This window comes from Nocardia anocheti (assembly GCF_029675105.1).
Lineage (GTDB): Bacteria > Actinomycetota > Actinomycetes > Mycobacteriales > Mycobacteriaceae > Nocardia.
On the sequence record NZ_JAQQFV010000003.1, the window covers coordinates 621083 to 645082 of the forward strand.

At 70.4% G+C, this 24000-nt stretch carries 22 protein-coding genes; 9 read left to right on the forward strand and 13 right to left on the reverse strand.

What is annotated here, in order from left to right:
• Positions 1 to 3: 3 nt before the first annotated feature.
• Positions 4 to 618, forward strand: a complete 615-nt coding sequence (locus QC180_RS10430; protein WP_278262444.1) for a TetR/AcrR family transcriptional regulator — start codon at positions 4 to 6, stop codon at positions 616 to 618.
• On the opposite strand, the gene QC180_RS10435 is transcribed toward QC180_RS10430, so the two are convergent.
• Positions 607 to 1887 (reverse strand): oxygenase MpaB family protein, encoded by a 1281-nt coding sequence (locus tag QC180_RS10435; RefSeq protein WP_278262445.1) that lies wholly within the window; start codon positions 1885 to 1887, stop codon positions 607 to 609. The two genes, QC180_RS10430 and QC180_RS10435, sit on opposite strands and share 12 nt — an antisense overlap.
• 179 nt (positions 1888 to 2066) lie before the next feature.
• Here QC180_RS10435 and QC180_RS10440 point away from each other — a divergent pair, with 179 nt between their 5' ends.
• Positions 2067 to 3707, forward strand: a complete 1641-nt coding sequence (locus tag QC180_RS10440) for an FAD-dependent monooxygenase (protein WP_278262446.1) — start codon at positions 2067 to 2069, stop codon at positions 3705 to 3707.
• A 7-nt stretch (positions 3708 to 3714) separates the two neighbouring features.
• Here QC180_RS10440 and QC180_RS10445 read toward each other — a convergent pair whose 3' ends face one another.
• The 5 genes from QC180_RS10445 to QC180_RS10465 all read right to left on the reverse strand — a co-directional run bounded on the left by QC180_RS10445 (position 3715) and on the right by QC180_RS10465 (position 8414).
• Complete coding sequence (locus QC180_RS10445) at positions 3715 to 4689, reverse strand: glycine betaine ABC transporter substrate-binding protein (RefSeq protein ID WP_278262447.1); 975 nt, start codon at positions 4687 to 4689, stop codon at positions 3715 to 3717.
• Positions 4686 to 5423, reverse strand: coding sequence for an ABC transporter permease (locus QC180_RS10450; RefSeq protein WP_278262448.1), 738 nt, complete (start codon positions 5421 to 5423; stop codon positions 4686 to 4688). The genes QC180_RS10445 and QC180_RS10450 overlap by 4 nt, the downstream gene beginning before the upstream one ends.
• Positions 5420 to 6700: an ATP-binding cassette domain-containing protein gene (locus QC180_RS10455; RefSeq protein WP_278262449.1), complete on the reverse strand. Its 1281-nt coding sequence runs from the start codon at positions 6698 to 6700 to the stop codon at positions 5420 to 5422. The genes QC180_RS10450 and QC180_RS10455 overlap by 4 nt, the downstream gene beginning before the upstream one ends.
• Positions 6697 to 7341: an ABC transporter permease gene (locus QC180_RS10460; protein WP_278262450.1), complete on the reverse strand. Its 645-nt coding sequence runs from the start codon at positions 7339 to 7341 to the stop codon at positions 6697 to 6699. Before QC180_RS10460 ends, QC180_RS10455 begins: the two co-directional genes overlap by 4 nt.
• Before the next feature lie 140 nt (positions 7342 to 7481).
• Positions 7482 to 8414, reverse strand: coding sequence for a TauD/TfdA dioxygenase family protein (locus QC180_RS10465; RefSeq protein WP_278262451.1), 933 nt, complete (start codon positions 8412 to 8414; stop codon positions 7482 to 7484).
• Positions 8415 to 8620: 206 nt separating this feature from the next.
• Between QC180_RS10465 and QC180_RS10470 the strand changes: the two genes are divergently transcribed.
• Genes QC180_RS10470 through QC180_RS10490 form a run of 5 tightly spaced genes read left to right on the forward strand, consistent with a single transcriptional unit; the run spans position 8621 to position 13727 of the window.
• Positions 8621 to 9733 carry an ABC transporter ATP-binding protein gene (locus tag QC180_RS10470; RefSeq protein WP_278262452.1) on the forward strand — a complete coding sequence of 371 codons (1113 nt, stop codon included), beginning with the start codon at positions 8621 to 8623 and terminating at the stop codon, positions 9731 to 9733.
• Positions 9734 to 9766: 33 nt separating this feature from the next.
• Positions 9767 to 11137, forward strand: coding sequence for an ABC transporter substrate-binding protein (locus QC180_RS10475; protein ID WP_278262453.1), 1371 nt, complete (start codon positions 9767 to 9769; stop codon positions 11135 to 11137).
• On the forward strand, positions 11134 to 11985 hold the full coding sequence (locus tag QC180_RS10480; protein ID WP_278262454.1) for a metallophosphoesterase: 852 nt from the start codon (positions 11134 to 11136) through the stop codon (positions 11983 to 11985). The genes QC180_RS10475 and QC180_RS10480 overlap by 4 nt, the downstream gene beginning before the upstream one ends.
• Before the next feature lies 1 nt (position 11986).
• Positions 11987 to 12925 (forward strand): carbohydrate ABC transporter permease, encoded by a 939-nt coding sequence (locus QC180_RS10485; protein WP_278262455.1) that lies wholly within the window; start codon positions 11987 to 11989, stop codon positions 12923 to 12925.
• A complete protein-coding gene (locus QC180_RS10490) occupies positions 12915 to 13727 on the forward strand; it encodes a carbohydrate ABC transporter permease (protein WP_278262456.1) in 813 nt (270 codons plus the stop codon). Before QC180_RS10485 ends, QC180_RS10490 begins: the two co-directional genes overlap by 11 nt.
• Positions 13728 to 13743: 16 nt before the next feature.
• On the opposite strand, the gene QC180_RS10495 is transcribed toward QC180_RS10490, so the two are convergent.
• Positions 13744 to 14961: a pyridoxal phosphate-dependent aminotransferase gene (locus QC180_RS10495; protein ID WP_278262457.1), complete on the reverse strand. Its 1218-nt coding sequence runs from the start codon at positions 14959 to 14961 to the stop codon at positions 13744 to 13746.
• An 87-nt stretch (positions 14962 to 15048) separates the two neighbouring features.
• Between QC180_RS10495 and QC180_RS10500 the strand changes: the two genes are divergently transcribed.
• Entirely contained in the window at positions 15049 to 15603 is a 555-nt protein-coding gene (locus QC180_RS10500; RefSeq protein WP_278262458.1) for a winged helix-turn-helix transcriptional regulator, read from the forward strand.
• Here QC180_RS10500 and QC180_RS10505 read toward each other — a convergent pair.
• The 6 genes from QC180_RS10505 to QC180_RS10530 form a co-directional block, all read right to left on the reverse strand.
• Positions 15600 to 16295 carry a hypothetical protein gene (locus QC180_RS10505; RefSeq protein WP_278262459.1) on the reverse strand — a complete coding sequence of 232 codons (696 nt, stop codon included), beginning with the start codon at positions 16293 to 16295 and terminating at the stop codon, positions 15600 to 15602. The two genes, QC180_RS10500 and QC180_RS10505, sit on opposite strands and share 4 nt — an antisense overlap.
• A gap of 40 nt (positions 16296 to 16335) precedes the next feature.
• Entirely contained in the window at positions 16336 to 17253 is a 918-nt protein-coding gene (locus tag QC180_RS10510) for a LysR family transcriptional regulator (protein WP_278262460.1), read from the reverse strand.
• 79 nt (positions 17254 to 17332) lie between these two features.
• Positions 17333 to 18973, reverse strand: a complete 1641-nt coding sequence (locus tag QC180_RS10515; RefSeq protein WP_278262461.1) for a bifunctional 3'-5' exonuclease/DNA polymerase — start codon at positions 18971 to 18973, stop codon at positions 17333 to 17335.
• A 61-nt stretch (positions 18974 to 19034) separates the two neighbouring features.
• Positions 19035 to 20096, reverse strand: a complete 1062-nt coding sequence (locus QC180_RS10520; protein WP_278262462.1) for an LLM class flavin-dependent oxidoreductase — start codon at positions 20094 to 20096, stop codon at positions 19035 to 19037.
• 180 nt (positions 20097 to 20276) lie between these two features.
• Complete coding sequence (locus tag QC180_RS10525; protein ID WP_278262581.1) at positions 20277 to 21821, reverse strand: MFS transporter; 1545 nt, start codon at positions 21819 to 21821, stop codon at positions 20277 to 20279.
• Between the two features lie 76 nt (positions 21822 to 21897).
• Positions 21898 to 22815, reverse strand: a complete 918-nt coding sequence (locus tag QC180_RS10530) for a D-alanyl-D-alanine carboxypeptidase family protein (protein ID WP_278262463.1) — start codon at positions 22813 to 22815, stop codon at positions 21898 to 21900.
• Between the two features lie 98 nt (positions 22816 to 22913).
• Between QC180_RS10530 and QC180_RS10535 the strand changes: the two genes are divergently transcribed.
• The gene (locus tag QC180_RS10535) at positions 22914 to 23930 is read left to right on the forward strand and encodes a glutathione S-transferase family protein (RefSeq protein WP_278262464.1); all 1017 of its coding nucleotides are present in this window, start codon (positions 22914 to 22916) and stop codon (positions 23928 to 23930) included.
• Positions 23931 to 24000 lie beyond the last annotated feature (70 nt).

Consider the following 24000-nt stretch of genomic DNA (forward strand, 5'->3'; position numbering starts at 1 on the left):
AGCATGACCGACACCTCGCGACCGGCCCCGCCGGTGTCCAAGCGCAAAGCGGCGTCGGCTCGCGGTGCGGCGCGCAGGCTCGGGGTCACCGACTGGACCGACGCGGCCCTACGGGTGCTGTCGCGCGACGGCGTCGCCGCGATCACCATCGCGAAACTGTGCGACGAACTCGGCGTGACCAAGGGCAGCTTCTACTGGCACTTCGACGGCATCGACCAACTGCTCGAGACCACCGCCCGCTACTGGTGCGCCGACCAGAACGACGCGGCCCGCGGGTTCGGCGGCCTCGACGCGCTCCCGCCGCGAGCGCGCCTGGAGCGCATGGGCGAGCTGCTCGCCGGCGACCGCGTCTGGCAGATCGAACTCGCCGTCCGCGACTGGGCCCGCGCCAATACCGATGTAGCCGAGGCGGTCCGGGCCTTGGACCAGCGGATCTTCCACACCCTCGCCGACACCCTGATCGAGTTGGGCTTCTCCCCCGACCAGGCGCGCATGCGCGCGGGCCTGATGTGCTTCGCCGGTATCGGTTTCGTCCACGGCAACCAGAACCTCCCCACCCCCACCCCCGACCAACGCCGCGAGTTCTTCCGCTTCATCACCACCGATTCATCGGCGTAGGGCTCCGGTCGCGGCGAAAGCGGCTTCGCGGCCGTGCATCTGGGCGCGGTACCAGTTCTCGCGGTGGGCGAGCATGACGTGTTCGTGGGCGCGGGCGAAGGGTGGGCAAGCTCGGCGTGCGAGTTCGGTGAGGGTGATCAGGGGGAAGCGCAGGATGGGGATGAGGATCCAGGGGAAGGCACGGGGCAGGGTGTAGTGGCGGCGGGTGCCGGGGGCCATGTACATGGCCGCGTACACCGAGTTGATCCGGTGGTTGTAGTGCTCGCGCAGGCGGGTGAGGCCGCGGTGGCCGTCGCGGGGGGCGAAGGCGGCCGGGTAGGACTCGATGAGTTCGGTGCCGTGCTGGCCCGCGTCGTAGGACCGGGACACCATGGTCATGGCGAGGATCCGGAGGGCGTCGGTGACCGTCTCCGGATACCAGCTCACTCGCACGCCGAGCAGGTGGCCCAGGTAGCGCTGGAAATGCAGCAGCGCACGGATTTCCGACGGTGTGGTCTGGTAGCCCAGCGCCCACAGGCCGAGGCCGGGGGTGACGCTGCCCGCCAGCAGGGTGAGCAGCTGGTAGGTCTGGCTGATCGGCAGACCCCACCGCTCGAGGTCCCATTCGGGATGCCCGGCGACGGCGGCCCGCACCGAGACGTGCATGACCCGCACCTTCAGCGCGGTGGCCCGTCCGGTGGAGCCGGGAGTGAGCAGGGCGTCGCGGGCGGAGACGTCCATCCAGAAGCGGGTGGTCTCCAGGAAGCGGCGCAGCGCGCTGTCTCCGGCGTAGCCGCCCGCCAGCGACAGCGGGGTCGCGACCGCGGCCTCGGTGTACATCTCGAGGGTTTCGGCACCGGCGAAGCTGAACAGCATGGTCCCCCAGCGGCGCCAGATCGCCGCGCCCTGTTCCACCAGATCCGGCACCACCCAATCCGGCACGGTCTCGAACTCGGCGAACAGCGCGCGCAGCGCGTCCGGGGCGTCGGGTACCGCGGCGATGCCCTCGGCCAGCGCGGTGTCGAGCATCCGACGACCGGCCGTCGAGCCGATATCGCCGTGCAGCACCTCGGCGACGAAGCGTTCGGCGACCGGGTCGCCGGTGAACAGGTCCGCGCACAGCGCCGCGGCCTGCTCGTCGGTGGGGAACGGCGAGCGGCGCGTGAGCGTGGTGAAGATCCGTTCGAGGCGCCGGACCACCGGGCTACGGCGGGCCTCCCAGTAGCGGAAGGCCGACGGGCAGCGCACCGCGGGGATCTTGTGGACTCGTCCGCGGACGGAATCGGCCAATGTCGGCCTCCTGACGGGAAATTCGCTCGACAGACACGCGCGAGCGTGGCGCGTGGCCTGAACATACTACGAAGAATCGCCCTCCATACCCGATAGTATGGAAAGTCGTCGGTGAGAGGGGTGGGCGTACGATCAGCGGACAGCATGAGGCGGGGGCTTCCATCGCGAGGTGATGTCGCATGTTCGATACCGATGTACTGATCGTCGGGGCCGGGCCGGTGGGCTCGGCGGCCGCCGCCGAGTTGGTGCGGCGGGGTGTGCGCTGTCGGATCATCGACGCGCAGGCCGATCCCCCGCGCTATGCCAAGGCGGTCGGCATCCAACCCAGGACCCTCGAACTGTTCGAGGCGATGGGCATCCTGCGGGAGGTCCTCGACGCCTCGATCCAGTTGCGCGGGCAGCTCGTGTACGTCGACGGGGTCGAAGCGGGCCGGGTCGAGTTGACGTTGCCGCCCGAGATCCCCTTCGATTTCGTCGGGCTCCCCCAGTACGAGACCGAACGGATCCTCTGGGAGCACCTGGCCGCCCGGGGCACCCGGGTCGAACGCGGGGTCGCGCTGACCGGGTTCACCCAGGACGACGACGGCGTCCACGCGATCCTCACCGGACCCGACGGGGAGCACACGATCCGGACCCGGTACCTGGTGGGCTGCGACGGCGCGCACAGCACCGTCCGCAAGACGCTCGGTCTGAACTTCGAGGGTGCGGCGTTCGAGGAGCAGTACATGCTCGGCGATGTCGAGTTGGCGTGGTCCCAGCCGCGCGGATACGCCGTGCGGGCGACGCGGCACACCGACGGCGCCACCGACGACGTGCTGGTGTGTATCCCGCTGCCGGGCAAGCACCGCTACCGGGTGTCCATGCGGGTGCCTCCGGAGCTGGAGATCTCGACGTCGGTGGGCGGTGACCGGGTCGAGCACGGTTTCGGTGCCGGAACCGCGCCCGATCTGGCCGCTATCCAGGCGGTGCTCGACCGGCTGGCACCCGAGCCGACGACGGCCTCGCACCTGCGCTGGTCGTCGGTGTTCCGGATCAGCCATCGCATCGTCGACACCTATTCGCGCGGGCGCGTGTTCGTCGCGGGCGACGCCGCCCACATCCATCCGCCGACCGGGGCGCAGGGCATGAACACCGGGATCCAGGACGCGCACAATCTCGCCTGGAAACTCGCGCTGGCGGTCGCCGAGGCGGCGAGTCCCACCCTGCTGGCCAGCTACGACGCCGAGCGCAGACCGGTCGGCGAGGAGGTGGTCGGGCGCACGGTCCGTGCCGCGCGCGAGGGCATCGGCGCCGGGGAGACCGACGCGACGCGGGTATTGCTGCGCGAGGCCCAACTGCTGATCGACTACGGCGACAGTCCGATCGTCGCCGCCGCGCCCGGCTCACCCGCGCCGGGCACCCTCGCCCCGGACGCGACCGGACTCACCCGCGACGCGGTGAGTTCCCCGCTGCGCCTGCTCCCCCTGCTCGCGGGCCCCGACCACACCGCGCTCTGGTATGTCGAGGGCGCCTGCGAGGCAACGGCACTCGACACCATCGAGCGGCACGTCGAACTGCTGCGAACGTTGACCAAGGGCCGAATCGACACCTATCTCGTCGCCGCGCCGGACGCCACGATCGGGCCGACCCGACTACCGATCGTCCGCGACGGCGACGGCCAGTTCGCTCGGCAGTACCGGGCGCGGTCGGGGTCGGTCTTCGTGGTCCGGCCCGACGGCTACCTCGGCCTCGCCGCCCGTCCCGCCTCGACAGCCGAGCTCACCACCTACTTCGCCGCGATCTTCGCGCCGGTCCCCGAAGCCGTGCTGGGGACCGCGTGAGGTCGGCCTATTCGATCAGGTTCTCGCTGCGCAGCCAGTCGTAGGCGACATCGGCGGGGTCTTCGCCGTCGATGTCGACGCGGCCGTTGAGTTCCTGCATCAGGTCGTCGGTGAGGCGTTCGGAGATGGTGCCGAGCAGCGCGCGCAGTTCCGGATGCGCCTCGATGACCTCGCCGCGCACCACGGCCGTGCCGCTGTAGGGCAGGAAGAACTTCTGATCGTCGTCCAGGACGGTGAGATTCAGATTCTTCACCCGGCCGTCGGTGGTGTAGACCATGCCGAAATTGCAGGGTTCGCTCTTGGCGGTGGCGGTGTAGACGACACCGGCGTCCATCCGGGTGACATTGCCGGTGGGCACGCCGTTCGGGGTGTTGTAGGGGATGCCGTACTTCTCCAGCATCGGGATGAAACCGTCGGATCGACTGAAGAACTCGTCGTCGACGCAGAACGTGCGGTCGGCCACCGGCAGCGCGGCGACCTCCGAGAGCGACCGCACGCCCAGCCGTTGGGCGGTCGGGGCCGAGGCGGCGAAGGCGTAGGTGTCGTTGAAGTTGGCCGGGGGCAGCCACTCCAGGTCGTAGTCGCGCTTCTCGATGTCGTGCACGCGCTGCCACAGCTCGCCCGGGTCGGCGATGGTCTCGGTCTGGTTGTGGTAGTTGACCCAGCCGGTGCCGGTGTACTCCCACAGGACGTCGGCGTCACCGTTGAGCTGGGCCTGCCGCGAGGAGGCCGAGCCCGGCGCGCCGGTGAGATCGGTGACGGAGGCGCCCGCCGCGGCCAGATAGGTCGCGGTGATCTTGCCCAGCAGCACGCCCTCGGTGAAGCTCTTCGAGGTGACGACCAGCGAGGCGCCCTCGAGCGGCCGTTCGCCGCCGGGCAGGGTCGCGTCGTGGAACGTGCCGGACGAACTCACCAGCCCGCAGCCGGTGAGCAGCAGCGTCATCGTGGCGACCAGCGCGGCGCCGAACCGTACCCGCCTCATGCGATACCTCGCGGGGTCGCGGCCAGCTCCACGAGCCGACCGAGCCAATCGATGATCAACGCCAGCAGCCCCACGAGCACGGCGCCGGAGATGAGCAGTTTGGGCAGGAACAGGGTGACCCCGGTGGTGATCAGGGTGCCCAGGCTGGTGGCACCGATGAAGGTGCTCAGCGTGGCGGTGCCGACCAGGATGACCAGCGCGGTGCGCACACCGTTGAGGATCACCGGCACCGCCAGCGGCAGCTCGACCTGCACCAGCGTGCGCGCGGCCGAGAAGCCGATGCCGCGCGCGGCCTCGATGGTGCGCTGGTCGACCTGCCGCAGCCCGACGATGGTGTTCTGCAGGATCGGCAGGATGGCGTAGACCACCAGACCCACGATCGCGGTACGGAATCCGGTGCCGAGCCAGAAGGTGAACAGCACCAGCAGACCCACCGCGGGCGCGGCCTGCCCGATATTGGCGATGTTCACCGCGATCGGTTCCAGCCGCTTCAACGCCGGGCGGGTCAGGGCGATGCCGAGCGGAATCGCCACCACGACCACGATCAGTGTGGCGACCACGGTCAGCCGGATGTGCTCGACGATGGTGGTCTGCAGGTTGGCCCAGCCCAGCGAGGCCTGTTCGGTGGGGGTGAAGGTCGTGGACCGGTACCAGAACAGGTAGCCCAAGCCGATCACCACGATGATGATCGGCTCGAACCACACGTCGATCGGCAGGCGCCGCAGCCGGTTCACGACGGTTCGGCCGTTCCGGGGGTGTCGTCGGCGGCGACGACGGGGGTCGGGGTCGGGTCGGACCCGTCCACGTAGGTCTCGTAGGAGGGTTCGGTCTCGGCGGCGTGCCCCTCGGCCAGCTTCGTCTGGATCACGTCGGTCACTGAGCCGATGCTCAGCGAACCGACCACCGCGCCGCGACCGTCGGTGACCAGGGTGGCGCCCTGGCTGGCCGCCAGCATGGCGTCGAGCGCGTCGTTGAGCGTGGAGGATTCCGCGACCACCGGCAGCCTGCGGTCGAGGTAGTCCGAGACCTCCGGCTTGGTGGCGACCTCGGTCAGCGAGGGCCAGGACCGGGGGCGTCCGGCGGCGTCGACCACCACCACCCAGGTGTGCCCGGCCGCCTTGGCGCGGTCGATCACCGCGGACGCCGATTCGCCGATGCGGGCGGTGGTGACCGGGTCGTAGTCGACATCGCGCACCCGGGAGACGGTGAGGTAGGCCAGTTTCGCGCCGGAGCCGACGAATTCCTCCACGAACGGCGTCGCCGGATCGGTGAGGATCTCCTCGGGCCGCGCGTACTGCTCGACGTGGCCGCCCTCGGACAGGATGAGCACCTTGTCGCCGAGCTTGGTGGCTTCCTCGAAATCGTGGGTGACGATGACGATGGTCTTGCCGAGTTCGTGCTGGATGGCGATCAGGCTGTCCTGCAGGCGGACCCGGGTGATCGGGTCGACCGCGCCGAACGGTTCGTCCATGAGCAGCACCGGTGGGTCGGCGGCCAGCGCGCGGGCCACGCCGACGCGCTGCTGCTGGCCGCCGGACATGTCCTTGGGCAGCCGGTCGGCGAAGGTGGCCGGGTCGAGACCGACGAGATCGAGCAGGTATTCGGTGCGTTCGGCGATGCGCTTCTTGTCCCAGCCGAGCACCCGTGGGATGGCGCCGATGTTCTTGGCGACCGTCCAGTGCGGGAACAGGCCGCCGGACTGGATGACATAGCCGATCGACTGGCGCAGCTTGTCCGGGTCCTCCCGGGTGACATCGCGACCGTCGATGAGGATCCGGCCCTCGGTGGGCTCGATCAGCCGGTTGATCATCTTGAGCGTGGTGGTCTTACCACAGCCCGAGGGGCCGACGAAGGCGACGATGTGCCCGGCGTCGATCTCGAGGTCGAGGCGCTCGACCGCGGGCTTGTCCTGGCCTTTGTAGCGCTTGACGACCCCGTCGAGGGTGATCGACGCGCCGGTGACATTGCGCTCCGGTGCCGCCGGGGCGGGCTGGCTGGTCACATCGGTCATGACAGTCCTTTGGCGATCGTGAGGCGTCCGAGCAGGACGAGGAGCGCGTCGAACACCAACGCGATCACGACGATGAGGATGGTGCCGGTCAGCGCCATCTCGAGGGCATTGGCGCCGCCCAGGCGGGACAGGCCGTTGAAGATCAGGGAGCCCAGGCCGGGACCGAGCACGTAGGCGACGATGGCCGCCACGCCCACGATCATCTGGGTGGAGACCCGGATGCCGGTGAGGATCACCGGCCAGGCGATCGGGAACTCGACGGTGAGCAGGATCCGCCAGCGCGACAACCCGATTCCGCGCGCGGACTCGATCACCGAGGCGGGCACCGAGCGCAGGCCGACAATCGCGTTACCGATCACCGGCAGGGCCGCGAAGAACGCCAGCATGATGAACGAGGGCACCACGCCCAGGCCGAAGGGCACCAGCAGCAGGGCCAGCAGCGCCAGGGAGGGAATGGTCAGCGCGACGCGGCTCGAGGTGAGCGTGAGCGCCGAGGCCAGGGGCAGGCGGTAGACCGCGACCGCGATGAGCAGCGCGACCACCGTGCCCACCAGGACGGTCTGGAAGGCGAGGGAGGCGTGCTGATAGGTGAGGAACGTCAGCACCTCCCCGCGCCCCCGGACATAGTTCCACAAATTCACGGGAATCCCATCGTCGGGCCGGGCCGGTGGGGACCTGTTCGCGCGTGATCACCGGACGGTCGTGTCGTCGAAGGGTAATCCATACGGTGCGTTCGGGCGGGGAACCGCGGCATCGGAGGTGTTGCGGGGGTGGTCAATTCCTAGGCCGCACGGGGCAGCGGGGCACGGACGTAGGACTGCGCGTCACCGGAGATCACCGTGCTCGGTGTCCCGTCGACGCCGACGGGGACCGGTCCGGCCAGCGTGATGCGGGTGAGCCTGCGGTGCTCGCTGCCGTCGTAGTCGTCCACGGCGTAGTGCTGGGTGGCGCGGTTGTCCCAGATGGCGACGTCACCGAGGGACCAGTCCCAGCGGGTGGTGTGCTCGAGGCGGGTCACCCGGTCCTGGAACAGGCGGAACAGGGCGCGCGACTCGTTGCCGGACACGCCGACGATCTCCTTGACGAAGCAGCCGAGCAGCAGCGCGCGCTCGCCGGTCTCGGGGTGCACCTCCACCACGGGGTGCTCGGTCTCGAAGTAGGTGGACTCGAACTCGTCGCGGTAGGCGCGGTCCTTGTCGTCGGCGTGGTCCTCGATGTCGGCGGCGTAGTCGTAGCGGTTGGTGTGGCGGGCGCGCAGGTTCTCGGCCAGCAGCTTGAGTGGCGCGGGCAGCGCGTCGTAGGCGGCCACGGTGGAGGCCCAGGTGGTGGAGCCGCCGTAGCTGGGCAGGGCGACCGCGCGCAGGATCGAGGCGCTGGGTACCCGGTCGACGAAGGTGACGTCGGTGTGCCAGACATTGGAGCGGGTCTGGTGCGAGTCGATGGCCAGGCTCTTGGCGCCCGCCGAGGTGACGGTGGGGTGCGGGGTGGTCGGGGTGCCCAGCAGCTGAGCGAACTCGTATTGGCCGTCCTCGGTGAGGTGATGCTGGCCGCGGAAGAAGATCACCTTGTGCTCGGCCAGCGCGGCGCGCACGGTGGCCACGGTCGCCGGGTCGAGCTCGCCACCGAGGCGCACGCCGTCGATGCGGGCACCGATGTGGGCGCCGAGCTTGACCACCCGTACGGCGGTCCCCGGGGCAGTGTCGTCGACGGACATAGGGTGGCCTTTCGCTCGAACCTCGTTGATCCGGTCACAGAAAACCACCCCGCGCGGGCCGCGCACAGGATTGGAATCACCCCGAGCGCAACCCCGCACCGGGCGGGATGCCTTTCGGGCGATCGAGATCGTCTATCGCCACGACCTCCGGGACGCGCCGCCGTCGACACTGACCGCGGAGCATCCACGGCGGTCGGAGGAGAGACGTGGCACGAGTACGGATCGAGGCGGTCTCGAAGCGGTTCGGGACCGAGTACGCGGTGCGGGAGGTGAGCCTCGACATCGCCGACGGCGAGTTCCTGGTCCTGCTCGGCCCGAGCGGGTGCGGGAAGTCCACCCTGCTGCGGATGATCGCGGGGCTGGTCGAGCCCAGCGCCGGGCGGGTGCTGGTGGACGAGGTCGATGTGACCGAGGTGGCGCCGCAGCGCCGCGACCTGGCGATGGTGTTCCAGAGTTACGCGCTGTACCCGCATCTGTCGGTGGCGGGCAACATCGGGTTCCCGCTGCGGGCCCGGCGGATGCCGCGCGGGGACATCGCCCGGCGGGTCGAGGCCGTGGCGGCGACGCTCGAGCTGTCGGCGCTGCTGGAACGCAAGCCCGGCGAGCTGTCGGGTGGGCAGCGGCAGCGGGTGGCGCTGGCGCGGGCCATGGTGCGCGATCCGGGGGCGTTCCTGATGGACGAACCGCTGTCGAATCTGGACGCCAAGCTGCGTAGCGCCACGCGGGCCGAGCTGATCGCGCTGCACCGGCGACTGGGGGCGACGTTCCTCTACGTCACCCACGATCAGGTCGAGGCGATGACGATGGCCTCACGCATCGCCCTGCTCGACGGCGGGCGGATCGCGCAGTGCGGCACACCCGCGGATCTGTACGACCGGCCGCGGTCCACCTTCGTCGCCGGTTTCCTCGGGTCGGCGCCGATGAATCTGTTCCCCGCCGTCGTCCGGTCGCGCGCCGACGCGCTGTGGTTGACCGCTGACGGTGTCGACACCCCGCTGGGCCTCACCGGCGATCTCCCCATCGACACCGCGGTGATCGCCGGGATCCGTCCCGAACGCCTGCGGCTCGACCCCGCCGGAGCCGTGCGCGGCACGGTCCGGATGGTCGAGAACCTCGGCAGCGAGGAACTGGTTCACCTGGACGCGGGCACCACGAGCCTGTGCGTGCGGGCCCCGCGACCGGCCGGGGTGCGGGTGGGCGCGGACATCGCCCTCCGCGCCGATCCCGCCGACCTCCACCTGTTCGATCCCGACAGCGGCCTGCGGCTCACCTGGCAGCCGGTCCCCTACCCGGACGCGGCGGCCGTTCCCGTCGCCTGATCCCCGCACGACCCACCGATGAGGAGTACCACCATGAAGCGCACCCTGCCCGTGCTGGGCGTGGTGTTCACCGCCGCGCTCGTGCTCAGCGGCTGTGGTCTGGGCACGACCGTGTCCTCCGAGACCACCGCCGCCGCGCCGATTCCGGAACTGGCCGCCGACCACCGGGTCTCGATCACCTTCGAGTCCTACAACTACGGGATGGCGGGTGCCTGGACGGACACCTTCGACGCGCTGATCACCGAGTTCGGCAAGCGACATCCGAATATCACTGTCACCGCGCAGAAGCCGCAGGGCAACAGCCCGAATCCGGCCACCGACACCATCTCCAGCATCCAGAACCAGATCGTCGCGGGCACCCCGCCCGATGTGGCCCAGCTCGGGTTCAGCGATCTCGACTTCACCGTGCACCAGTTGCGGGCCAAACCCCTGGATGTGCTCGTCGGCCGGGCCGAGGTCGACCGCAATCTCGACGGTGCCCCGCACGCCTACGCGCCGCGCGCCCGCACTCTCGACGACTGGGACGGCCACACCTACGGTGTGCCGTTCGTGTTCTCCACGCCCGTGCTGTACGTCAACGCCTCGCTGTTCACCGAGGCCGGGCTCGACCCGGCCCGTCCGCCCGCCACCTGGGCCGAGGTCGCCACCGCGGCGGCTCGGATCGCCGAGCGCACCGGCCGGGGCGGCGTCTACATCGACTGTCTCACCAAGACCGCCAAGGACTGGTGCTTCCAGTCGCTGGTGCGGTCCAACGGCGGCCGGGTCCTGTCCGCGGACCGCCGGACCCTCACCTACGCCGAGGACCCCGCCGTCGAGGTGACCCGGATGGCACAGGATCTGGTGAACACCGGGGCCATGCCCAGGCTCACCCAGAAGCAGGGCTACGAGGCCTTCGCGCGCGGCGAGATCGGGATGATCCTCGAGACCAGCGCCATCCAGGGCACCTTCGTCACCGGCGCCGAGGGCCGCTGGGACCTGCGCTCGGCACCCATGCCCACCTTCGGCGACAAGCCCGCCGTGCCGACGAATTCCGGTGCGGGACTGCACATCCTGAGCGATGATCCGGTCCGGCAGCGGGCCGCCTGGACGCTGATCGAGTTCCTCACCAGCGAGGAGTCCTATATCCGGATCGCGCGCGGTATCGGCTATCTGCCGCTGCGCACGGGTCTGCTCGACCAGCCCGACGGACTCGCGGACTGGGCCGCGAAGAACCCGCTGCTGGCGCCCAACGTCGCCCAGCTCGCGACGATGGAGCCGTGGGTGTCGATGCCCGGCGACAATTATCTGCAGGTGCGCGACGGGATGATGGACGCGGTCGAGGCGATCGTGTTCCAGGGGCGGGATCCGTGGTCCACCCTGGCCGCCGCGCAGGCCGCGGGCACCGAACTCCTGCCCGCGTCATGAGCGAGTTCACGCTGATCCAGCTCACCGACACCCATCTGCGCGCGCCCGGTGAGCTCGTCCACGGCGCGGTGGACACCGAGGCGAATCTGCGCCGGGTACTCACCCACCTGCGCACCGCCGGGCAGCGGGTCGACGCCCTGGTGCTGTCCGGCGATCTCGCCGACGACGGCGCGCCCGCGGCCTACCGGCGGCTGCGCGCCCTGGTCGCACCCGTCGCGGCCGAGCTCGGCGCCGAACTCGTCTACGTCATGGGCAATCACGACGAGCGCGTCGCCTTCGCGGCGGAACTGCTCGACCGCGCCCCCATCGACCCCACGGTCCCGCACGATCACCGCACCGAGGTGGCCGGGGTGCGCGTCCTGGCCCTCGACAGCACGACACCCGGCAGGCACGACGGCCGCCTCGAGCAAGCCCAGCTGGATCGGCTGGCGGCGGAACTGCGCACCCCGGCACCGCGCGGGACGGTGCTGGTGCTGCACCATCCGCCGCTGCCCTCGGCGGTCGCCACCGTCGACTTCCTCAAGCTCGAGGACGCCCACCGGCTGGCCGAGGTGCTGGCCGGGTCGGATGTGCGGATGATCCTGTGCGGGCACAACCACCTCACCGGGGCCGCGGCGCTGGCGGGGATTCCGGTGTGGATCGGGCCCGCGCTGTCCTACCGGATCGACCCGCTGCCGCCGGTGGGCAGGCACCGGGGGTTCACCGGATTCGGCTACAGCAGAATCGATCTCGTCGGCGAGACGATGGTGGCCACCGCGATCGAGGCGTCCCCGGCCACCGCGGTCTACGACCGGGCCGAGGCCGAGGTGCTCGCCCAGCTCGCCACCCTGGCCGCGCGGGGTCGCTGACGTGTTCGTCCTCGATCACGCACCCGCCACCGTCTCCCCCGCGCCCCGACCCCGCCGCCTCACCCGGCGCGCGGTCGGCCGCCGACTGGTCCCCTATCTGTATCTGGCTCCGGCGCTGATCCTGCTGGTGGTGTGGACGTATCAGCCGCTGGTGCAGGCGGTCCAGCTGTCGACCTATTCGTGGAACCTGCTCCCGACCGCGCCCATGCGGCCGGTGGGAACCGCGAATTACACCCGGCTGCTGACCCTTCCGGACTTCTGGGCCGCGCTGGGTCGCACCGCGACACTGATTCTGGGCCTGCTGCCGTGCACTGTCGTGCTGCCGGTGCTTCTCGCGCTGGCCGCGCGGCGGGTGCGCGGTCGGGCGCGCACGATCTACCAGGCGCTGGTGTTCGCGCCGTTCCTGGTCGCCCCGGTCGCGGCCGCGGCGGTGTGGCGGTGGCTGCTGCATCCGGGGACCGGATTCGTCGACCAGCTGACCGGTTCCGGGCGGAACTGGGTCTACGATTCGGCGACCGCGCAGGGGGTCATCGTGGTGATCACCGGCTGGCAGTTGCTCGGTTTCGCGGTACTGGTGGTGTGGGCCGGACTGGCCGGGATCAACGGCGACTACCGCGCGGCCGCGCGGGTCGACGGGGCCACACCGGGACAGATCCGTCGCTGGATCACCCTGCCGCTGCTGTCGCCCACCCTGCTGTTCCTGGTGCTCACCACCGTCCTGCTCACGCCCACGCTGTCGTTCCCGCTCATCGACGCGATGACCCAGGGCGGCCCGGCGCGGGCCACCACCAATATCTACTACCTGCTCTGGGACTACGCCTTCCACAGCTTCGACGCCGGACTCGGCGCGGCGGCCGGAGTGCTGCTGTTCGTGGGGTTCGGGATACTGGCCGCCGTACTCGTCCGGCTCTCGGACAAGGTTGCCGTGCATGATGATTGACCGTTTCCGCCGGGCGGGCAGCCATCTGCTGCTCGCCGCGACGGCGCTGGTGTGCGTGTTCCCGATCTACTGGCTGTTCGCGACCTCGCTGCGCAGGCCCGACGACGTCGGGTCGCTCGCGCCGGTGCCGTGGCCGCTGTCGGTCGAGAACTATCTCGACGCGGCGCGGAAGGTGGACGTCGCGGGCATGATCGTCAACACCTTCGTGGTCGCGGGCCTCTCGACGGTGGGTCAGTTACTCATCGCCCTGCTCGCGTCCTACGCGTTCGCGATGTACACCTTCCCGCTGCGACGGCTGCTGTACCTGGCGTTCGTGGGTGTCTGGCTGGTGCCGTTCCAGGTGACCATGCTGCCCAACTACCTGCTGCTCACCCGGCTCGGTCTGATCGACACCCTGCTCGGTTGCGTGCTGCCCACCCTGTGCTCGGCGCTGGCCGTGCTGCTGTTGCGTCAGCACATGACCGCGTTCCCGAAGGAGCTCGTCGACGCCGCCCGGGTCGACGGCCGGTCCTCCTGGGCGATCCTGTGGACCGTCGTCGTCCCCAATCTGCGGCCCGCCCTGGCCGCCCTGGGCATCCTGCTGTTCATCAACGCCTGGAACGAATACTTCTGGCCCGCCGTGGTGCTGCGCCGTTCCAACGCCGTCCTGCAACTGGGCCTGCGCAGCTTCATGGGCACCGAAGGCGATCAGTGGGGCCCGATGATGGCCCTGGCCGCCCTCGCCTGCCTGCCGGTCCTGCTGCTCTACCTCGTCCTGCAACGCCACATCGTCGACGCCTTCGTCCGGTCGGGCCTGCGCTGAGACCCGACCGGGGCGATCACTGCCGATAGGTGGCCAGGAAGCGGCCGATGCGTTCGATGATGGCTTCGAGTTCGTCGGCGTGGGGCAGGGTGACGATGCGGAAGTGGTCGGGGCGGGGCCAGTTGAAGCCGGTGCCCTGCACGATGTGCAGTTTTTCCTGCAGGAGCAGGTCGAGGACGAACTTCTCGTCGTTGTGGATGGGGTACATGTCCAGGTCGATGCGCGGGAATGCGTACAGGGCGCCCTTGGGTTTGACGCAGGAGACACCGGGGATGGCGTTGAGGGCCTCCCAGGCGCGGTCGCGCTGTTCGCGCAGGCGGCCGCCGGGCAGGGTGAGGTCGTAGATGCTCTGGTGTCCTCCGAGAGCGGCCTGGATCGCCTGCTGGGCGGGGACATTGGCGCACAGGCGCAGACCGGCCAGCATGGTCAGGCCCTCGAGGTAGCTCGCGGCGTGGCGGGTGGGACCGGAGACCACCAGCCAGCCCGACCGCAGACCGGCGGCGCGGTAGTTCTTGGACAGGCCGGAGAAGGTCAGGCACAGCAGATCCGGCGCCAGGGAGGCGACCGCGGTGTGCTCGAGGTCGTCGTAGTAGATCTTGTCGTAGATCTCGTCGGCGAAGACCACCAGATTGTGCTTGCGGGCGATCTCGAGGATCTCGCGCAGCACCTCCGGCGGGTACACCGCGCCGGTCGGGTTGTTGGGGTTGATGAGCACGATGGCGCGGGTGCGGTCGGTGATCTTGGCGGTGATGTCGGCCAGGTCGGGGTACCAGTCGGCGCCCTCGTCGCACAGGTAGTGCACGGGGGTGCCGCCGTTGAGGGCGGTGGCGGCGGTCCACAGCGGGAAGTCCGGGGCGGGCACGAGGACCTCGTCGCCGTTCTCGAGCAGGGCGGTCATCGCCATCATGATCAGCTCGGAGACGCCGTTGCCGAGGAAGACCTCCTCGACGTCGACCTCGTCGACCCCGAGGGTCTGGTAGTACTGCACCACCGCGCGCCGGGCCGAGAGCAGACCCTTCGAGGAGGTGTAGCCGGTGGAGGACGGCAGCGTACGCACCATGTCCTGCAACAGGTCCGGGGGCGCGTCGAAGCCGAAGATCAACGGGTTGCCGGTGTTGAGTTTGACGACGTGATGCCCCTCGGCCTCGAGCCGCGCGGCCTCCTCCGCGACCGGACCGCGAATCTCGTACGACACTCCCGACAGCTTGCTGGACTGCTTGACCTGCATGAACATCCCTCCGAACCGTGGTTGCCGCACACACTACTTGGTATTTCCAAGATTTCACTTGGTTTTTCCAAGCCACTGGTTAAGGTAGTACACGTGCCACGCCGAAGCTACGACCACTACTGCGCGGTCAGCCGTGCCCTCGACCTCGTCGGCGACCGGTGGACCCTGCTGGTGGTCCGCGAACTGTGTTCCGGGCCGCGCCGCTACAGCGATCTGTTCGCCGACCTGCCCGGCATCAGCACCGACATGCTGGCCACTCGGCTCAAGGATCTCGAACGCGAGGGCCTGCTCACCCATCACCGCAACGGCATGCGCTCGAGCTACGAGCTGACCGCGTCGGGACAGGCGCTGCGGCCGGTGCTCGACGCGCTCTCGGCCTGGGGTACGCCGCTGCTGGGCGACCGCAAGCCGACCGACGCGGTGCGCGCGCACTGGCTGGCGCTGCCGCTGGGTCGCGCCGTCGCCGAGCTGGTGCCCGCGGGCACCGTCACGGTGCACATCGGGGAGACCGTGCTGCACTACGTGATCACCGCCGAGGGCGTCACCCACCACGAGGGCCCGGCGCCCGCCGCCGATCGGGAGTGGCGGCTGGACCTGGCCGAGGCGACCGAGATCGCCACCGGCGCCCGCGCGTTGACCGTCGGCTAGCGGCGGCGGAAGGGCTCGGTGAGCTGGCCGAGGTAGTCGACCGGATAGTCCGGGTGCGCGGCCATACCGAGCTGATCGGAGCTGAAGCGGCGGTGCGGGTCGTAGAAGCGGTGTCCTTCATTGAGCGCGAGCACGTGTTTCAGTGGGCCGACCCGGTAGTCGGCGTTGGAGTGCTGGAGCAGCAGTTGCACGGCCACGGCCAGCGCCAGGGCGGCGGCGACGTCGACGGGCATGCCGAGCACGATGAGCGGGGCGACCCCGGCGGCCATCTCGGCGCTCTGGTGCAGGGGATGTTTCATCAGGCCGTTGTGACCGTAGAACCGGGTGACGCTGTGCACGGCGTTCATCAGGCGCAGCCACAGGATGTAGCGGCGCATCGGCAGCCCGATCTGGGCGCTGAACAGGTGGGTGAGGCGGCTGGCCGAGAGTCCGACGATCGCGGCGACCTCGCCGGTGCGGACCGGGCCGGTGGCGACGAGGTCCGGAAGGACGGCCACGGCGGCGGTGACGGCCGGGTGCCGGGCGTCGACTTCGCCGGTGCCCGCGGCGAGTCCCCTGAGCAATGCGGCGACGATCTCGGACAGCGGGGTGTCGGGGGTGTACGGCTCGGGCAGGACGTCCGTGCCGGTCCAGCCGGTGGCCGCGCGTGCTCCGGCACCGCGTCCGGCGGCGGAGTCCGGGTCGAGGAACACGACGAGGCCGGTCGCGCCGCCGGTGGCGTGGTAACCGGGGTCAGGCCGACAGCGCCCGGTCCATCGCCCCGGTCTCGAGACAGTCCAGGAATAGCGACACGGCGGGATTGGCCTCCTCGGCCCGCCACACCGCGTACACATCCAAGGTCGGCACCGGATCGATGAGTTTGACCGCCACCGAATCACTCTGCGCCGCCCCCATTCCCATCGCGACGGCTCTCGGCAGCGAGGCGAAGCCGACCAGCGGGCGCACCGAGACCATGTGCGCGGTGGCGCCGGGGTCGTCGGCGGAGTGGGTGACGTGCAGGGAGATCCCGCTCTGGGCCGCCGCGCGCAGGATGGTGTCGTACATGGCCGGGCACTGGTCGCGGCCGAACAGCACACAGTCCTGATCGCGCAGTTCGACGAACGGGATGCCGGGGCGGTCGGCCCAGCGGTGTCGCCTGCCGACCACCGCGACCAGCGGCACCCGGTGCAGCAGCCGACGGTAGCGATAGTCCGCGGTGCCGGGATGCCCGTAGACCAGGGCCACGTCCAGCGAGCCGTCGGCCAGGGCGGCCAGCTGCGGGCCGGTGCGCTTCTCCCACAGCGAGACCACGACATCGGGGTGGCGTTCGGTCATCCTGGTCAGCGCCGCGGGCAGCACGTGTCTGCTGGCGGGCAGGTTGTAGCCGATGCTCAGGCGGCCCACGCGGCCCTCCGCGGTCGCCTTGGCGGCCTGCGCGGCGCGGTCGAGCTGGGCCACGATCAGCCGGGCCTGGCGCTCGAACTCGCGTCCGGCGGGTGTCAGCCGCACCTGGTGCGAAGTGCGCGCGACCAGTTGGGCGCCGAGGGATTTCTCCAGCTTCTGCAACTGCGCGCTCAGGCTCGGCTGGGTCAGGTGCAGGCGCTGCGCGGCGCGACCGAAATGCAGCTCTTCGGCGATGGTGATGAACGAGACGAGGTGCCGTAATTCCATGACGCCGGACTCCTTCCGCGTCCCCCCACGCTATCGGCGGCGGATAACCGGCGATGAATGCCGGATGAAATCACGGCCGTCACTTGGCGTCGCCGTAGCAGTCCACGACGGCGGTGGTGAACGGGAAACGCACCGGCGTGGGGCCGAAGGCGATCCGGCCTGCCGTGTCGGCCGCCGTGGCGATCGCCGTCACGACGGTCTGGGCCTCCTCGACCGGGCAGTGCACGATCACCTCGTCGTGCTGGAAGAAGACCAGTTCCGCGCGGAGCCCGGCGTGGGTGAGGGCGTGGCGCAGACCGGCCAGGACCAGCAGGGCCCAGTCGGCGGCGCTGCCCTGCACCACGAAGTTGCGGGTGAAGCGGCCCCGGGCCCTGGCGGCCGGGGTGCCGGTGAAGCCGGACAGGTTGTCCTCGGCCGCGACCGGCGGGCAGGTGCGACCCAGCCAGGTGCGCACCAGCCTGCCCTCTTCCCCGGCGTGGGCGGCGTCGTCGACGTAGGCCACGGCCGCGGGATAGCGGCGGCGCAGGGCGGCGAGGTGGGTCAGGGCGTCGCCGGAGGTCTGGCCGTAGATGGCGCCCAGCATGGCCATCTTGGCGCGGGCGCGGTCGCCGCCGAAGCCGCGGGCGGCGAGGTCGGCGTAGAGGTCCTCGCGGCGGCCCGCGGCGGCCATCAGGGCGGGGTCGCGGGAGACGGCGGCCAGGACGCGCGGTTCCATCTGGTCGGCGTCGGCGACCACCAGGGTCCAGCCGGGGTCGGCGCGGATGGCCTGACGGATGATCTTCGGAATCTGTAGGGCGCCACCGCCATTGGTGGTCCACCGTCCCGACACCGTGCCGCCGGGCAGGTATTCGGGACGGAACCGCCCGCCGTGGACCCACTGGTCGAGCCAGGACCAGCCGTGCGCGGTGTGCACGCGATAGAGGGACTTGTAGGCCAGCAGCGGGGCGACGGCGGGATGGTCGACGCGCTGCAGTTCCCATTTGCGGGTGGAGGACACCTCGATCCCCGCGCGGGCGAAGGCGCGGACGATCTCGGCGGGCAGGTCGGGCCGCACCCTGACCCCGAAGGCCCGCGACACCTCGTCGGCCAGTTCCACCATCCTGCGCGGTTCCCCACCGCCCGCGAAACGCTCACCGAGCATGGTGTCCAGGAGTTCGCGATGGATGTCGGCGCGCCACGGGATCCCCGCGCGCGACATCTCGGCCGCGACCAACATGCCCGCCGACTCGGCCGCCAGCAGCAACCGCATCCGGTCCGGATGCTGGGTCCGCGCGGTGCGCGCCACCTGCCCGGCGTATACCTCCAGCAGGGCATCGAATTCGTCGATTCCCGGTGGCAGCGGTACCGGCGCCGAGTCGAACAGCGAGGGCTCGGTGTCGGCGGCCCGCACCGGCGCGTCCGGCGGCACGGGCAGGCGACGCAGCCGCGCCCAGGCCGCCGCCAGCGATCTGGCCTGCCCGGACTGCCCTTCCTCGTGCCCGGTCAGCAGCGCCTCGGCCGCCTGCACGTCGTAGCAGCGCTCCACCCGCACCCCGGCCGCGAGCAGGGCGCGGTAGATCTCGGCGGTCGATCGCCACACCCACCGCTCCACCTCGGGCCGCGAGCGGACGGCTTCGACCAGCGAGGGTTCGACGAGCACCGGTCCGGCGGGCCGCCCGTCGCTGTCGAGCGGACACAGGCGCGCGCCACCCTCACCCGACTCCGCTATCGCCCATCGCACGCGCCGAGTCTGCCAGCGGGGTCCGACAGATCCGGATCGTCTCCGCGTGGCGGAGGCCCGGTCACTCGCGCAGCAGTGGAAGCAGCTGGTTGCCCTGGCGTTCGATCTCGCGCAGGTAGGGGGTGTCGGAGAGGACGAAATGGGTGATGCCCAGGTCGCGGTATTTGCGCAGGGACTTGGCGACGTCCTCGGCGGAGCCGACGAGCCAGGTGGTGCCCGCTCCCCCGCCGCCGTAGCGGCCGGGCGCGGTGTAGAGGTTGTCGTCGAGGACGTCACCGCGCGCGGCCAGGTCGAGCAGACGTTGCTGGCCGACCGCGGCCCGACGGCGCGGGTTCTGTTCTCCACCGGCGCTTTTGGCCATCTCGGCGACCTTGGCCTCGGCGTCGGCCCAGGCCTGCTCGGTGGTGTCGCGCACGAAGGTGGTGATGCGCAGGCCGAATTCGAGCGGGGCGTGTTCGCGGCCGAGTTCGGCGCTGAGCGCGCGCAGGCGGTCGATCCGTTCGCGGACACCGTCGAGGGGCTCGCCCCAGAACAATTGGACGTCGGCCTCGGTGGCGGCGACCCGTTCGGCGGCCGCGGAGGCGCCACCGAAGTAGAGGGTCGGATGCCGACGGTCGCCGCGGGGCTCGATGCGTGGGCGCACGGTGGAGTCGGTGACCTGGAAGTGTTCGCCCCGGTAGGTGACGTTCTCCTCGGTCCAGAGCTTGCGGACCAGCTGGAGGAATTCCCTGGTGCGGGCGTAACGGTCGGCCTGATCGCCCTCGCTGTCCCCGTAGGCGGCCAGATCGTCCTTGCCCGAGACGATGTTCACCCGCACCCGTCCGCCGGTCAGGTGATCGAGAGTGGCGGCCGCGGAGGCGAAGTTCGCGGGTCGCCAGTAGCCGGGGCGGATGGCGATGAGCGGTTCGAAGGTCTCGGTGCGCGCGGCCAGCGCGGCGGCGACGGTGAGGGTGTCGGGACGGCCCCACCCGGTGCCGAGCAACGCGCCCTGCCAGCCGTTGGCCTCCAGGGCGCGGGCGTGCGCGGTCAAGGTGTCCAGGCTGTTGTGGTCGGCGACGACGGGTTCCCCGCGATGGCCGGGCGTGACCTGATTGGGGATGTACCAGAGGAATTCGAGGCTCATGCGGGTTTCCGTTCGTGCGCGACGGTCGACAGCGTCGTGCCGGGCGCGGAACCCGGCCCGCCGAGTATCGACCCGGTCGCGGGCCCCGCACCGTCGTGCGACGCGGGGCCCGAACCCGGAGACCGGCGCTGAGCAGCGCGGATCGGACGATTCCCGAAATAGAATCCCGCCGAGCGAGAATCAGGTGATGTCGGCGCGGTGCCGCACCGCGTCCACGGCGGTGAAGGCCGCGGCCAGCAGGATCATGATCGCCGACACCAGCAGCGCCGCCTCCAAGCCGTGATGGAAGGCCACCTTGCCCAGCTCGAACGCCTCGGAGACCTTCGACCAGTAGGGCAGGAACTGGGTGATGTTGGTGCCCTCGGGAATTCCGCCGCGCTCGACGGCCTCGATGGCGTCGTATTGCAGCGTCGTCGGCAGACCCAGTTCGGTCATCCGCGCCTTCAGATCCGCCGACAGGAACCCGCTCACCAGCGCGCCGAGGATCGCCACGCCGAAGGCCGACCCGATCTGGCGCATCGTATTGGTCGCGGCGGCGGCCATGCCGGAATGCTCGGCGGGCACCCCCGAGAGCACCGCCGAGGTCAGCGGGACGACCGCGATACCGAAACCGAGCCCGGCCACGCCCATCGCGGCGGCCAGCCACGGATCGTGCACCGTTCCGGCCAGTGCCCAGCGGGTCAGCAGGATGCCGGTGGCGCCCAACACACAGCCCAGGATCATCGGGATACGCGCGCCGCGGCGAGCCACCCAGAAGCCCGCGGCCAGCGCGCCGAGCACGATGGTGGCGGCCATGGGCGCGAAGATCCCGGCGGTGCGCGCGCCCGTATACGACTGCATCACCTGCAGATACAGCGCGGTGAAGAAGAAGATGGAGAAGATGCCGAAGTAGACGGCGAAGGCGACCACCAGCGCGCTGCGCACCAGCGGTAGCCGCAGATAGCGCAGGTCGAGCATCGGTGCGCGGACCCGTTTCTCCACCAGGACGAACCCGATCAACGCCAACCCACCGACCGCGAACAGCGCCAGGACCCTCGGCGAGGTGTAGCCCCAGTCCGGGCCGACGGTCGCGGCGTAGATCACCGTCGCGAAGGCGGTGGCACCGAGTACCGCACCGGCCCAGTCGACCGGCTCCTGTCGGGGATCGGCGCTCTCCGGCACCGACCACAGCGCCGCGACCAGCGCGACCGCGCCGATCACCAGGTTGAACCAGAAGATCGAGCGCCAGCCGTAGGCGTGCACCAGCACACCGCCCAGCACCGGACCCGCCGCCAGCGCCAGCCCCGATACCGCCGCCCAGACGCCGACGGCCTTGGCCCGACTGCGGCTCTCGGGGAAGATGTGGCGCAGCACCGACAACGTGCCCGGTTCCGACGCCGCCGCCCCCAGGCCCATGATCGCGCGCCCGGCGATCAGCACGCCGACGCTGCTGGCCAGCGCCGACACCACCGACCCGGCGCAGAAGATCACCAGGCCGACGATCATCACGCGTTTGCGGCCCCACCGGTCACCGAGCGAACCGCCCGCCAGCATCAATCCGGCGAACACCACGGTGTAGGCGTTGACGACCCATTGCAGCCCGGTCACATCGGCGAGCAGATCGGTGCGGATGGCGCCCAGCGCCACACTCACCACGGTCGTATCGAGGAAGGTCACGAACACCACCGCGACCACCGCGGCCAGCGCCACGCCCGGCCGTCCCTGCGTGCCGGGCGATTTGATCATCGAACTCACCCGGCACACGGTACTGGCGAGTACCCCTCGGCGCCGCCCCTCCGTGACACCGGGTGCCGGGCCGGGGTCAGCCCGCGGCGGGCAGCACGCGCAGGATCGGGTCGTAGGCCCAGTTCAGGATGCGCTCGGCGTCCTGCTTGGCCACGATGCTGCTGTGGTCGGAGCTGTGCAGCACCACACCGACGAGTGGGATGCCCGCGCGAACCGTCTCGAACAGCAGGCAGTGGCCCGCGGCGTCGGTGTTGCCGGTCTTGATGCCGATGGTGCCCGGGTATTCGCGCAGCAGACGGTTCGTGGTCTCCCAGTCGTGTTCGCGGTTGCCCGGCCCGGCGGGGACGAAGAAGTCCCTGGCGGCGACGATCTCGCGGAACACCGGCATGGTCATCGCGCGCACCGCCAGGGTGACCAGGTTCGCGGGCGTGGACAGGGTCGAGTAGTCGTGCGGTTCGGGCAGCCCGCTGGGATCGCTGAATTGCGTTCCGCCCAGGCCCATCACGCGGGCGGTGTCGTTCATCCGACCGATGAACCCGCCCTGGCCGGGGCCGAAGGATTCGGCGAGGGCGTAGGCCGCGTCACAGCCCGAGGGCAGGAGCAGGCCGTAGAGCAGCTGGCGGGCGGTGAGGACCTCGCCCGCGCTCAGTCCGGCGGTGCTGCCGCCGTGCTTGCCGCAGTAGGAGAAGGCCTCGGCCGGGACGGTGACGGGGCGTTCCAGGTCGTTGGCGGCGATCACGACGACCGCCGTCATCACTTTCGCGATACTGGCGATCGGCACCGGTGTGTGCGCCTCGCGCGACCACAGCACCGTGCCGGTGATGCCGTCGGCCAGGGCGGCGCCTGCGGCCTGGACGCCGTCGGGTCCGGTGGCCGACCAGGGCAGCAGATCCGAGCTTCCGGTGGGACCGGCGGTCGCGACACCCTGACCGGCCGCGACACCGACGACGACCCCAGCGACAACAGCGTGCAACACCCGGGCAAATGTCCGCATCGCGACATTGTGTCCCACCGGCGGGCCCGATCGCGGGAACGGCACACCGTGTGTCCGGCGCCGGGTCTGGCGGCGGTGATGTCTGCGAGACTGGAGCGGTGAGCGAAACGGATGCGGGGACCTACGTCGAAGCCGGTGAGTTCCGCCGCGACACCAACTACATCACCACGCGCATCACCGCCGACGGCCGCGACGGCTATCCGGTCGAGTCCGGGCGCTATCGGCTCGTGGCGGCGCGGGCCTGCCCGTGGGCCAATCGCACGCTGATCGTGCGGCGGCTACTCGGCCTCGAACCCGTGCTGTCGCTGGGGCTGTGCGGGCCCACCCACGACAAACTCAGCTGGACCTTCGATCTCGATCCCGGCGAGGTGGACCCGGTACTGGGCATCCACTACCTGCGCGACGCCTATCTGGCCCGGTACCCGGACTATCCGCGCGGGATCACCGTGCCCGCGATCGTCGACATCCCGACCGGGCAGGTGGTCACCAACGACTACGCCCAGATCACCCTCGACTTCTCCACCGAGTGGACCGCGCATCACCGGGCGGGCGCACCCCAGCTGTATCCGGAGGTGCTGCGCGAGCAGATCGACGAGATCAACCGCGAGGTCTTCCGCGACGTCAACAACGGCGTCTACCGCTGTGGATTCGCCGGGGCCCAGGACGCCTACGACATCGCCTACGCGCGTCTGTTCGCCGCGCTGGACCGACTCTCCGAGCGGTTGCGCACGCAGCGCTATCTGGTCGGCGACACCATCACCGAGGCCGACGTGCGGCTGTTCACCACGCTGGTCCGCTTCGATCCCGTCTACCACGGCCACTTCAAGTGCAACCGCGCCAAACTCACCGAGATGCCGGTGCTGTGGGCCTACGCCAGGGACCTGTTCCAGACGCCCGGCTTCGGCGACACCGTCGACTTCGGGCAGATCAAGGAGCACTACTACGTGGTGCACCGCGACATCAATCCCACCGGAATCATCCCGGCGGGGCCGGATCTGGCGAACTGGCTGACCCCGCACCACCGCGCCGAACTCGGCGGCAGGCCCTTCGGCGACGGCACCCCGCCGCCCCCACCACGTACCGCCGAGCAGGTGCCCGCGATCGCGGTGCGGTAGTCCCCGCACGGGTTGCCATCGGACGCGGGCGCTTCTACTCTCGACTGCCATGCGAATATTCGTTCCGCTG